10 protein-coding genes are annotated in these 11,679 nt (G+C 67.2%); 1 reads left to right on the forward strand and 9 read right to left on the reverse strand.

Features of this window, described 5'->3' with window-relative positions; translation table 11 throughout:
- Positions 1 to 5 precede the first annotated feature (5 nt).
- The 9 genes from LCI23_RS17270 to LCI23_RS17310 form a co-directional block, all read right to left on the reverse strand.
- Positions 6 to 1,562 (reverse strand): FkbM family methyltransferase, encoded by a 1,557-nt coding sequence (locus LCI23_RS17270; protein ID WP_224947691.1) that lies wholly within the window; start codon positions 1,560 to 1,562, stop codon positions 6 to 8.
- Between the two features lie 7 nt (positions 1,563 to 1,569).
- Positions 1,570 to 2,793, reverse strand: a complete 1,224-nt coding sequence (locus LCI23_RS17275) for an ABC transporter ATP-binding protein (protein ID WP_224947692.1) — start codon at positions 2,791 to 2,793, stop codon at positions 1,570 to 1,572.
- Entirely contained in the window at positions 2,793 to 3,593 is an 801-nt protein-coding gene (locus LCI23_RS17280; RefSeq protein WP_307727738.1) for an ABC transporter permease, read from the reverse strand. The genes LCI23_RS17275 and LCI23_RS17280 overlap by 1 nt, the downstream gene beginning before the upstream one ends.
- A gap of 188 nt (positions 3,594 to 3,781) precedes the next feature.
- The gene (locus LCI23_RS17285) at positions 3,782 to 4,099 is read right to left on the reverse strand and encodes a hypothetical protein (RefSeq protein WP_224947693.1); all 318 of its coding nucleotides are present in this window, start codon (positions 4,097 to 4,099) and stop codon (positions 3,782 to 3,784) included.
- A gap of 223 nt (positions 4,100 to 4,322) precedes the next feature.
- The gene (locus tag LCI23_RS17290) at positions 4,323 to 5,081 is read right to left on the reverse strand and encodes a Crp/Fnr family transcriptional regulator (protein WP_224947694.1); all 759 of its coding nucleotides are present in this window, start codon (positions 5,079 to 5,081) and stop codon (positions 4,323 to 4,325) included.
- 22 nt (positions 5,082 to 5,103) lie between these two features.
- The gene (locus LCI23_RS17295; protein WP_224947695.1) at positions 5,104 to 5,514 is read right to left on the reverse strand and encodes a VanZ family protein; all 411 of its coding nucleotides are present in this window, start codon (positions 5,512 to 5,514) and stop codon (positions 5,104 to 5,106) included.
- Positions 5,515 to 5,593: 79 nt separating this feature from the next.
- Entirely contained in the window at positions 5,594 to 6,712 is a 1,119-nt protein-coding gene (locus LCI23_RS17300) for an acyltransferase (protein ID WP_224947696.1), read from the reverse strand.
- Positions 6,713 to 6,735: 23 nt separating this feature from the next.
- A complete protein-coding gene (locus LCI23_RS17305; RefSeq protein WP_224947697.1) occupies positions 6,736 to 7,986 on the reverse strand; it encodes a tetratricopeptide repeat protein in 1,251 nt (416 codons plus the stop codon).
- The gene (locus LCI23_RS17310; protein ID WP_224947698.1) at positions 7,983 to 9,794 is read right to left on the reverse strand and encodes a CHASE2 domain-containing protein; all 1,812 of its coding nucleotides are present in this window, start codon (positions 9,792 to 9,794) and stop codon (positions 7,983 to 7,985) included. Before LCI23_RS17310 ends, LCI23_RS17305 begins: the two co-directional genes overlap by 4 nt.
- A gap of 249 nt (positions 9,795 to 10,043) precedes the next feature.
- Here LCI23_RS17310 and LCI23_RS17315 point away from each other — a divergent pair, with 249 nt between their 5' ends.
- The gene (locus tag LCI23_RS17315; RefSeq protein ID WP_224947699.1) at positions 10,044 to 11,519 is read left to right on the forward strand and encodes a FecR family protein; all 1,476 of its coding nucleotides are present in this window, start codon (positions 10,044 to 10,046) and stop codon (positions 11,517 to 11,519) included.
- The last annotated feature ends 160 nt before the right edge of the window (positions 11,520 to 11,679 follow it).

The raw sequence follows: 11,679 nt of genomic DNA on the forward strand, positions 1-11,679 counted from the left end.
GCTGGTCAACCGGCTGGACGGGCGGGGTGGCTGGCGCGGGCGCGGCGCAGGTCGGCCATGGCCGTGCGCACCGAGACCGGCAAGCCCTTGAATTCATCGGGAACGGCGGCTGTCACGGCAGCCACGGCGGCGGCCATCTGCGGCGCCGCCACCGGGTCGGGCGCGGCCTGCCTGATCGCGGACAGCGAGGCGCTGACGCGCTGGCCCAGGCGCGGGTAGCGCAGCAGGACCGGGATCAGGAGCCGGCGCAGGCGCTCGTTGCCGGTAATGCGGTTGAGCGCGCGCCGTACCAGGGCGGACGGGCGCTGCCGGCGCAGGTGGTGCACCAGCAGACCGGCTGCGCGCAGCGGCGCCGTCAGGCGCCAGGACGTGCTGGCGCGGGTGGCCAGCAGATCGCGCTCGATGCCGTGCGCCCATTCGCTCAGGTGGTGGCTGCTGGCCAGCGAGTCGGCCAGCGCGGCCTGCAGGGCCGCTTTCTCGGCCTCCGCCTGGCTGCGCAGGGAAACCAGTTCGGCCTCGGTGCGTATCCGCAGCTGCTCGGCCTGCTCCTCGGCCTGGCGCGTCGCGTGCTCGGCATTGAGCGCCGCTTTTTCCGCTTCCAGCCGGCCGCGGTCGGCGGCCGCCAGCCCGAGCTCGGCCTGGCGGCGGTCGTGCTCGGCCTGGCGGCGCGCCAGTTCGGCTTCGCGCCTTTCCTGGTCGGCCTGGCGCCTTTCCTGCTCGGCGCCGTCCGCGCGCAGCAGGGCGTGGTCGGCTTCCTTGCGCAGCTGTTCGGCCTGGCGCGCGGTGGTGTTCACGGCCACCGCCAGTTCGGCCGCATGGCGCTCGGAAGCGCGCAGGGCCTGGGTCAGCTGTTCGCCCGCGGCCCAGGCCTTGTCCAGGTGGTGCGAGATGTAGTCGTCGAACACGTTGGGCGGCAGCCTGAAGGCGTCCAGCAGGTCGGCGTGTTCCTCCGCCACGTAGTAGCGGTTCAGGCCGTCGAACCAGGCGTAGCGGTAGCGCTGGCCGGTGACCAGGCCGTCCCAGGCTTCGTGCATGCTGTCGCGGCCGTTGGGCAGCGTGGCCTCGATCACCAGCACCCACGGGCGCCAGCGCGCGAAGTCCATCCCGCGCAGCACTTCGCCCTCGAAGCCCTCGACGTCGATCTTCAGGAAGTGGATCTCGCCCTGCACGTATTGCTCGCACACCGAGGCCAGGGTGCGTACCGGCACCGTGATCTCGGCCACTTCGTGGCCCTCGGCGCGGTGCATCTCGGCCACCGCCTTGTCGGGCGAGGCCCAGCCGCGCACCTGCGGCGTGTCGTACAGGGTCAGCTCGCCGTTGCCGCTGCCGGCCGCGATGGCCAGGTTGATGTCGCGCGGACGCTGTTCCAGGAAAGCGCTATGGAAGGAGGGCAGCGGCTCGATGCTGACGCCGTGCCAGCCGGCGTCGTAGAAGGCCTTGGTGACCGAATGCTCTTCCGGATCGTTGGCGCCGACGTCGATGTAGAAGCCGTTCTTCACGTGTCCGAGGGCACGCCACAGCAGCACGTCTTCGCCGTTCTGGGAATAGGATATGAAGCTCATGGGTCGATCAGGTACGTTGGATGTCGATGGCCGGGTCCAGCCAGGCCGAGCCCTCGAAGTGGGGGCGGCGCATGTTCATCACGGTGAACACCAGCGCCAGGTCGCGCCATTCGTAGTTGTTCACCAGGTGGGTCTCGGTGCTGACGATCGCGGTGGCCACCGAATAGGTGCCGGGGCCGAGGTTCATCGGGAAGGCGAAGCGGTACACCACCTCTTCCCCTAGCGCGACGTTCTCCAGCGGCAGCCCCTTCAGGTGGGTATTGGTGCCGTACATCGGCTGGCCGAGGCGGTCCTTGATCATGTAGCCGAGCACCATGCGCGGGATCGGGGCCTTGGCCTTCACCTTCACTTCCAGGGTCACGGCCGCGCCCACGTCCACCACCTCGACCCGCTGGCCGCTCTCGTCGAGCAGGGCGATGTCGCCCACGGTCGCCTCGCCGGTGCCGGAGATGGTCTGGACCTTGCCATCGTCCGTGGCGTTCTGGCGCACGGTCTCGTTTTCCCGCTCGGCGATCATGGCGTTGTAGTAGTCCATGATCTCTTCCGGCTTGCCCGCGCGCGCCAGGCGTCCGCCATCGAGCAGGATGGCGCGGTCGCACACCGACTGGATCGCCTGCTTGTCGTGCGAGACCAGCAGCAGGGTGGTGCCCTCCTTGCGGAACTGGCGGATGCGGTCAAACGACTTGTGCTGGAAGTAGGCGTCGCCCACCGACAGGGCTTCGTCGACGATCAGGATGTCCGGCCGGCGCGCGGTGGCCACCGAGAACGCGACGCGCATCTGCATGCCGCTCGAGTAGACCCGCACCGGCTGGTCCATGTACTCGCCGATGCCGGCGAAGTCCTCGATCTGCGGCATCAGGCCGCTGATCTCGTCCACCGTCATGCCCAGCAGCTGGCCGGCCATGTAGACGTTCTGGCGCCCCGTGAAATCCGGATGGAAGCCCATGCCCAGTTCCAGCAGCGCTGCCACGCGGCCCTGCATCCACACGGTGCCGGTGGTGGGTTGCGTGGTGCCGGTGATGAGCTTGAGCAGCGTGCTCTTTCCGGCGCCGTTGATGCCGATCAGCCCCACGGCTTCGCCCGGCGCGACCTGGAAGCTGACATCGGTGAGCACCCACTTGAGCTGGTGGCGCGGCCCGCGCAGCGGCAGCAGCCATTCGGCCAGGCGCGACCAGCGCGTCGGATACTGCTTGTAGGCCTTGCCCAGCTTGGAGACGACGATCGTGCCCATCAGAGTTCGTCCACCATTTCGCCGGAGCGCTTGCGGAACAGGCGCAGGCCCAGGATGCACAGCAGCAGGGCCAGCAGGCCGGCCGGGATCAGGGCGTTCCAGTCGGGCAGGCGGCCTTCGACCAGGATAGCCTGGTGGGCCTGCACCACCGCCGCCATCGGGTTGTAGAGGAGGATCGGACGGGCCGCTTCCGGCAGGATGCTGGCCGGATAGACGATGGGCGTGAGCCAGAACCAGAACTGCATCGCGATGGTGACGAACTGGCCGACGTCGCGGAAGAACACGTTCAGGATGCCGCTCACCATGCCCAGCCCGATGGCCAGCAGGATCTGCAGCAGCAGTACCGGGATGATGGCGAAGAACACCATGCCCGGAAAGTTGCCGGACACGAGCAGGAACACGAGGAACAGGCCGAAGATGATGCCGAAGTTCACCAGGGCGTTGAGCACCACGATGATCGGCAGGCAGATGCGCGGGAAGCTGATCTTCTTGATCAGGTTGGCCTGCTCGAGAAACATGTTCTGGCCGCGCGAGACGATCTCGGCGAACAGGCCCCAGGTGAGGATGCCGGCGCACAGGTAGATCGAGTAGGCGGCCGTCGAATCATTGTTCGGCAGCTTGGCACGCATGACCTCGGAAAAGATCACGGTGTACACGAGGATCATGGCAAGCGGGCTGAGCACCGACCAGACGGCGCCCAGCATCGCATTCACGTATTTCGACTGGAATTCGCGCTTGACGCTGCCCAGCACGAAACCGCGGTAGGCCCAGAGCCCACGCAGCATCAGTGGCGAGATCATGGGGCGGCCCGCGCTGGCAGCGCCCCGGCAAGGTGCGTCAAGGTTGTCAACATGTGGAATGGCGGAGCCGGATGAACCCAAAATTATACTTCATCCAACAGCCAATCCGTTGTTACAGGTGTAACATCTTGTCGTTAGTTAAGGCTGATTTGTCATGGATTATCCTGCATCCAGGCCGGGGATTCCGCTCAGCTGCCGAGATCGGTAAAGATCCCGACCGCCAGCTCTGCCCAGCAATACAGGAACAGCAGGCCGATCAGGCCAAGGGCGACGAGGCGGCCCCGCATGCCGCGCAGCTTGCGCAGGGCAAGGCTCATGGCGACGCCGGCGATCGCCAGCAGGGTGCCGGCGGCAACGAAGTCGAGCGGCGTCCACACCACCTCGTTCGTGAACTGCATGGCGACCAGCGGAATCATCAGGATCGCGGCCGTCACCATCGCGACCACGCGCAGGCTCTTGCCCATGCCCGGTTGAAGAGGGCTGGTCTTGTCCGTTAGTGTGCTCATCGTCATCTCCTCCTTGTCATTGAAGACAGTCACCGTTCGGTGTCGTAGGGTGGGCAGATCCTGCCCACGCGGTCAACGCACGTTTGCGAGGATGCCGCGCGGGCAGAAATACGTGATTGACCGCGTGGGCGTTTGTCATTCCGGGCATTGCCCGAAATTACCCCGCCCACCCTACGTGAACTTGTAAACACTGTAGCACGCCCAAGGCAGGGCAAGCCGGACATCAGGATCCCTGCACCAGCTTCTGCAACGCGTCCGGCTTCATGATGATCAGCCGGTGTGCATCCTTCTGCACGATTCCCTGCTGCGCCAGCGCGGTGAGCGCCCGCGTCACCGTTTCGCGGCTGGTATTGATCATGTTGGCGATGTCCTGGTGGGTCGGCAGGTTCTCGACGACGGCCGGGGCGCCCGGCTCGGCCTGCTTGTTCTTCTGCATCAGCGTCAGGTAGGTGTAGATGCGCTTGGCCGTGTTGTTAATGCTCAGCAGCGAACGGAATTCGGAGTCGCGCTGGATCTTCTGGGCCAGGTGCTTCAGCATCTGGGTCGCCACCGAGGGAGAGTGCGCGAACAGGTGCATCGCGGTGGCGGCCGGCAGGAAGGCCACCAGCGCATCCGACATCGCCACCACCGAGGCGGAACGGGTCGAATTATTAATCAGGGCGATTTCGCCGAAGAAGTCACCCGGCATCAGCATGCGCAGGCCGATCGCGCGCCCGTCCTCGGTCACGTCAATCACCTGCAGCTGGCCGGACAGCAGGAACATCAGGCCGTCGCCATGGCCGCCCTTTTGCAGGACGATGTCGCGCTTGCCATACTGGCGGATCCGTACGTCCTGCTTGACGCGGGTGATCTCCTCGTCAGACAGGCCGGCCAGCAAGGGAATCTTGCGCAGGTGAATCTGTACCTGCCGCTCCTCGGGAAGGGCGGCATCGTTCTGGGCGGGAGCCCGGCGGGCACTGGCGGTCTTGGCGGTCGCGGTCATGGTGCGGGGAGGATAGCAGTCCTCAGGAAAAGCTCACGTAGAGTTGGGCGGCGGCGGCCGTGAACGCGATGCCGGCCGCGTTCGCGCCGATGTCGCGCCAGCAGAAGCGCCGGTCGGGCACCAGTGCCTGCAGGCATTCGATCAGCCAGCCCGCCACCAGCAGGCCCAGCAGCCAGTACAGCGCCTCCAGAGGGCCCTGCGCCACGCGCAGCGCCAGCATGGCCAGCACGGCGAAGCTGGCGAAGTGAAGGAACTTATCGTTCGGCAATGGCGGCAGCCAGCGATTCGGAACCAGGCATCCCATGCATACGGCTGCCGCGGCCATGCCCAACAGCACCATGTCTCCCACCACGATCGCACAGCCCTTCCAGAATTTCTGACAGCCGTGATTGTATACGGTCGAGCCTGCTTCTGGTGGGTTCCAGCCGGTCATGCAGGGTGGGTGGCGCGTGCCTGCAACGATTGTAGGGGAAGCGGCCCAGGGGGCGGCAAGCCCCCTCCCTTGATGCCGCTCAGGCCGCGCGGTCGGCCGCGCCGAAGGCGGGCGCCGGTGCGGCCGCACGGCGTCCCAGCCAGCGGCGCGCAGCGCGCAGCGCGGGCGCTTCGACCAGGTGCCAGCTCAGCATCGCCAGTGGCAACACCACGGCCAGCGTGGCCAGGCTCAGGCCGATCGGGCCGACCGGCGGCAGCACTTCGCGCAGCATGATGATCACCGGCCAGTGCCAGATATACACGCCATACGAATAGTCGTGGCGCTGCACGTGCGCAGCCCAGGACAAGCGCAGGCTGCCGACGCACAGGGCCAGGCTCACCGCCAGCAGGGCGATGCCGAACCAGGTCAGGGGGCTGGGCGTCAGGGCTTCCGAACGGGTCCAGTTGAGCAGCAGCAGCGCCAGCGCGCAGCCCACGTGGCGCCAGCCGATGCGCAACTCCGCCGCCAGGGTATGCAGCAGCATCCCGACCAGGAACAGCGACCACATCCGCACTTCCCAGACGTAGCCGCTCGCCACCTCCGGGAACAGGTTGGCGGCGAGCAACAGGAACAGGGCGGCGCCGCGCATCCAGCTGCGCAGGGGAGCGGCGGCGGCCAGGCCGACCAGGGCCACCATCACGTACATCCGGCCTTCCCAGTACAGGGTCCAGAGCGGACCGTTCAGGTCCTGGCCGCCGAGCACGCCGGGAATGCGCAACTCTTCCGCCGGAATGTGGTAGACCAGGCCATGCAGCACCGTGTTGCCGAAGATGTAGCGCCAGGGCGCGCCGTCGAACAGGCCGCGCCAGCCGGCGCTGGAAAAGAACAGCACCGCCACCACCGTGCTCAGCAGCAGGCAGGCGAACAGCCCGGGCACGATGCGCGCCACCCGGCGCAGGGCGAAGCGGCCCAGGTGCGGGTCGCCCATCCAGCTACGCGTGACGAACATGCCGCTGATGACGAAGAACACGCCCACCGCGAGCGCGCCCAGGTCGGTGTTCGGCGCCAGCAGCCGGGTCAGCGGATCGGCGTGCGGCGCCGCCCGGTTCATCATCCAGGTATGGTAGGCCACGACCAGCAGGGCGCAGACGAGGCGCACCAGGTTGAAGCCGTTGTCGTGGGAGGCGGTCGCAGTGCCGAGCGGGCGGATGGGTGTCATGGGCGTGTCGTCGCGGTGCGGTCCTACCAGCCGTTCCATTGCCAGGCCAGCTGCAGTACGCGGTTGTTGTATTGAAAAATCGAGATGTTTTCCGCATTGCGGATCAGGCGCGTTTCCAGCACCAGGCTGTTGCTGCGGTCCAGCGCATAGCTCAGGCTGGCCCGCAGGACGCGCGTGCGCTGGCGGCGCACGGTGTCGATCAGGCCCGGCGCGTAAGGCGTATCGCTGTTCCAGGTTTGCTGCGACAGTCCCAGCTCAGCGCTCAGCGGGCCGCCGATCGGCAGGCGCGATTGCAGCGACAACTGCCAGCCGCGGCGGTCGCCACCGGGACGGGCGCCGCTCGCATGGTCGCTCTGGACGGCAGCGCCGGCGTTCACGCTGACGTTGCCATGGCGGATTGCCAGCTGGCTCCTGAACTCGGCGCTGGTGGCGTCGAAGTTATCCAGGGTTGGATAGCGCATGCGCACCAGGTTGGCGCTCAGCTGCAGCTGCGGCTTCAGGGGCAGGGCCAGTGGCGTGGCCATCCTTCCCTGCAATTGCAGCTGGCGCTGGAACAGTTCGCCGCCGAAGCTCACCACGCCCAGTGCGCCGCCGGCGCTGGCGGTCCAGCGCCCGAAACGCCAGGCGCTGTCGGCACCCATGGTCAGGGCGCTGTTGTCGTACTTGTGCATGCTGTCGTTGCGGCGGCTTTGCATCTGCACGAAGCCAACGGTGCCGTTCGGGGTCAGGTCGCGCCGGTATTCGGCCGCCAGCAGGTTGTAGCCGTCGTGCTGCGGCAGGAATTCCCCGGTCAGCAGCAGCTCGGCCGGCTTGTCTTCGTTGATCACCGTGTAGCGCGGGTTGCTGGCGCCCTGGTTCACGTTCTGGTCGATGCCGCGTCCCGCCACGACCGTGACCTGGCTCTGTGGCTGCCAGGCCGAGCAGCCCTGGGCGCGCGAACGGGTGATCAGCTCGACGATGCCGGGCGGCGGATCGAAGCGCTGCTCGATGGTACGGAACAGCTGCTCGGCCTCGTTGCCATGGCCGAGCGCGCATTGCAGCAGCGCCAGTTCGAGCCAGGCACCGGCATGCAGGGGTTCGCTCTCGATGGCGCGCATCAGCATCGCGCTGGCGTCGCGGTTGCGGCCTTCGGAGATCGCCTGCAGCGCCTGCTGGTACAGGTCCAGTCCCGGGGCGGGAGCGGCCTTCGCCTGCGCCGCCGCCTGGGGCAAGGGCAGGGCCAGCAGCGCGGCCGCGCACCATGCGCGCAGCGATGGCAGGATGCGGCCCTTCATGTGTTCTCCAGGGACGTGACGGCCGCGCGCGTGCCCGTACCGCCGCCCAGGTCGAGGGTGTACAGCATGGTGGCGCGTTCCTTGCCGCGCAGCAGGCGTTCGCCCAGCGGCAGGAAGCGGTGGCGGGTAGCGCGTGCCACGGTGCCGCCGCCGATGATCAGGTCGTGCGGGAAGTCACGCGCCGCCTGTTCCAGGCGCGCGGCGGTGTTCACGCCGTCGCCCACCGCCGTGTAGATCGAGCGCGCGCTGGTGCCGAAGTCGCCGGCCATCGCTTCGCCGCTCTCGACCCCGATGCGCACCCGCAGCGGCCGTCCGCCGGCGGCCACTCGCGCGGCGCTGAACGCGGCGACGCGGCGCAGGATCTCGTGGGCGGCGTCGAGCGCCAGGTCGGCGTGGTCGGCCAGCGGCAGCGGTGCGCCCCAGAAGGCCATCAGGCCGTCGCCGGTGTATTTGTCGAGGGTGCCGCCGCGCGCCAGCACCGGGCCGGTGAGGCATTCGAGGAAGTCGCGCGTCAGGCGCGCCGCTTCTTCCACCGGCAGGGCTTCGACCTGGGAGGTATAGCCTTCCATGTCGGCCACCAGGGTGGTCACGTCGCGCCGTGCCGGACGCAGCGGGTCGGTCAGGCCGCGCTTGAGCATCTCGTCCACCACCGAGCGCGCCACATACTGGCGCAGGGCGGCCAGCAGGTTGTGCGAGCGCTGCTGGGTCAGCTGCCACTGGAAAGGCACCGCCACCAGCAGCAGGAACAGGCAGGTCGCCAGCGGGCCGGTGGTCACCAGGCTGGGGTCGTGCTGGCTGAGCGGCATTGCCAGCAGCAGCCAGCCGGCCGCGGCGCCCCCCAGCAGCAGGGTCGCGGCCAGGGCCGACACCCGGCCGAAGCTGAGCGTGGCCAGCAGCGCCACCGCGGCCGCGTACAGCAGGGCGATGGCGCGTCCCGGCCATGGGCGTGGCGCGAGCCCGGCCTGGTGGTCGAGCAGGGTGGACAGCATCGCCGCCTGCACACCCAGTCCGGGCCGCTGCGCCGCCAGCGGGGTGGCCACGCGGTCGGCCTGTCCCAGCGCGGAGGAGCCGATCAGCACCAGGCGGCCGTCGATGTCGGAGGCTTCGGGCAGGCTGGCGTCGAGCAGGCGCGCGGCCGGGATCACGTCGAAGGCTTTCCAGTCGCGCTTGTAGGAAACGCGCATGAAATCGGCATCGGGTAGCACCAGCGGCGGTCCGCCCGCGCAGCAATTGATCAGCTCGGCAGCCAGCGGCAGGTGGACCCGGCCCTCGAAGCGGGTGCGCAGCGGTACCCGGCGCAGCACCCCATCCTCGTCGGGAATGAAGCCGATGTTGCCCACGTGGGTGGCCTGGGCCGCCAGCAGCGGGTGGTTGCCGATATAGCCGCTGGCCGCCACGCCGCGTCCGTCCCGGTCCGGATGGCCACCGCCGACCGCGCCGTCGCGCAGGCGGGCGCCGATGTAGTGGTAGTCGAAGGCCTGGGCCAGCACCAGCGGCGCGTGGCGCGCCAGCAGGGCCAGGCGCTGGTCGCCGTTGTCCTTGCCGGCCTCGGGCAGCATGATGTCGAGCGCCACGCCGCGCGCCTTGTAGGTGGTCAGCAGCTTCTCGACCAGGTCGGCGATGCGCGCGCGCGGCCAGGGCCAGGGGCCCAGCTGCGCCATGCTGGGTTCGTCGATGTCGATCACCAGCACGCGCGGCTCCGCGGCGGTGCTTTCGTTCAGGCGCAGGTAGGCGTCACGCAGCCATTCGTCGCCAAAACGCGACACTCCAGGTGGAGGCGGCGACAGGGTCCAGGCCCCCAGCAGCAAGGCCGCCGCACCTATGAAAATGCGTGCCAGCGTCAGCACCAGATGGCGGCGAGGGAACTGAACTTTTGACAACAAGATTATTCTGGAAGAAATGAGGAATCGCGTAGTATAGCCGGTCACATCTCTTCCATAGAGAAATTGTTACTTTGGTAGTAGAGACACCATGTTCATTATTGCGGAGAATGTGATGGCCGTCACAGACTGATAGGGCCGGTGCCGGACAATAATGATAAAAAAATGGGAACAACCGTGATCAAAAGAACCATACTATGCGTGGGCCTGTGGCTGGCAGCCGGGCTTGCATCTGCCGCGGAGGCCGGCAAGGTGATTTTCGTGGCTGGCGACGCGCGCGCCGACGCCCGCCCGCTGGTCATGGGAGCGGCCGTCAACGAGGGCGAGCTGCTCAGCACTGGTACGGATGGCTACGTCTACATCAAGACCCTGGACGACGGCCTGTTCATCCTGCGTCCCAAGACCCAGGCGCGGATCGCGGCCTACCGCGTGGACCGGGTCAACCCGGCAAACACCCGCGTCAAGCTCGAACTGCTGAGCGGCGTCGCGCGTACCCAGTCGGGCAATGCGGTCAAGCTGGCGCGCCAGAACTTCCGCTTCAATACGCCGGTCGCCGCCATCGGCGTGCGCGGTACCGATTTCACCGTGTTCACCGACGACCAGACCTCCAGCGTGGCGGTGCTGTCGGGGGGCATCACCATCAGCGGCTTTACCGGCGCCTGCGCGCGCGAGGGCAGCGGCCCCTGCGAGGGCGCGGCCAGCCGCGAACTGTCGGCGTCGCAGAAAGGACAGATGCTGCAGATCCGGCGTGGCCAGGGTGCGGCCCAGCTGGTGACGGGAGGCGCCACGCCGGACGTGGTGGCGCCGCCGCGCCCGGACGAGCCGCTGGCCAAGGCCGCCGCCTCGAGCGCGCCGGAACCCTATATCGCGCCGCAGAAGGTGGCGGTGCTGCAGGAACAGGTCAAGGCGCCGCCTGTGACGGTTCCGCAACAGCCGCAGCCGCAGAATCCGCAGCCCCAGCAACCGGGCGAGAACCCGGGCGATTCAGCGCCTGTCCAGCAGCCCGAACCGGAAGCGCCGGTCACGCAGCCCGACACGCCGACCGTGCCGGTCGATCCCAGGCCGCCGGTCGTGGTCAATCCGGATCCGGCAGGCCCGGCCAAGCCTGACCCATCGGTGCCGGCCCAGCCCGCGCGCGCCCTGACCTGGGGCCGTTTCGCTGCGATTGCCGACAGGCCGGTCCAGGTCGATCTGGTGCAGCAGCTGGAACAAGGCAACACCCTGATCACGCAGAAGGGCGATTACGCGCTGTTGCGCACCGATGGCGAATTCGTGATGCCGCAGCGCGGTAGCGTGGGTTTCCAGCTGCAGGAAAGCGAGGCTTTTATCTATAGCGGCAAGGAGGGCGTGCAACCGGTCCAGGCTACGCTGGAAAACGGCCAGCTGCGTTTTGATTTCGATAAGCGCAAATTTTCCACCAGTTTCGATCTGGTAAATGCGGCCGAGCGATTCAATATGTATGCATCAGGTTCGGTGGCGGGAGATGGACGCTTTTCCGTGGATAGCCAGTTTGCCGTAGGAAATAATATGGTGGTGGACGGCGTGCTTGGCGGACGCAATGCGGATTCCGCCGCTTATCTGTTCCAGGGGCGTCTGTCGGAAGATCGCCGTGTATTTGGCGCAACATCCTGGGGCAAGGCTCCGGGGCAATAAAAAATCCTTTTTTTCCGAGAAGGGCGGAATCGTCAAAGGCGATTCCGGCCTTTTTTATTTGCTTCAAAAATTCCGCATGTATCGCGCAAGATCGGCCATTGTCGGCCATCAGGCAGGTAAGGCTTAATCGTTAAATGTAGATTCGAAGTCTTCATCAATT

Origin of the sequence: Massilia sp. MS-15 (assembly GCF_020176695.1) — a bacterium.
Classification (GTDB): domain Bacteria; phylum Pseudomonadota; class Gammaproteobacteria; order Burkholderiales; family Burkholderiaceae_D; genus Telluria; species Telluria hydrophila.

Coding starts and splice junctions, on each gene's coding strand:
- LCI23_RS17270 (WP_224947691.1), bottom strand. CDS start 1,562: ATGAGCTTCATATCCTATTCCCAGAACGGCGAAGACGTGCTGCTGTGG.
- LCI23_RS17275 (WP_224947692.1), bottom strand. CDS start 2,793: ATGGGCACGATCGTCGTCTCCAAGCTGGGCAAGGCCTACAAGCAGTAT.
- LCI23_RS17280 (WP_307727738.1), bottom strand. CDS start 3,593: ATGATCTCGCCACTGATGCTGCGTGGGCTCTGGGCCTACCGCGGTTTC.
- LCI23_RS17285 (WP_224947693.1), bottom strand. CDS start 4,099: ATGAGCACACTAACGGACAAGACCAGCCCTCTTCAACCGGGCATGGGC.
- LCI23_RS17290 (WP_224947694.1), bottom strand. CDS start 5,081: ATGACCGCGACCGCCAAGACCGCCAGTGCCCGCCGGGCTCCCGCCCAG.
- LCI23_RS17295 (WP_224947695.1), bottom strand. CDS start 5,514: ATGACCGGCTGGAACCCACCAGAAGCAGGCTCGACCGTATACAATCAC.
- LCI23_RS17300 (WP_224947696.1), bottom strand. CDS start 6,712: ATGACACCCATCCGCCCGCTCGGCACTGCGACCGCCTCCCACGACAAC.
- LCI23_RS17305 (WP_224947697.1), bottom strand. CDS start 7,986: ATGAAGGGCCGCATCCTGCCATCGCTGCGCGCATGGTGCGCGGCCGCG.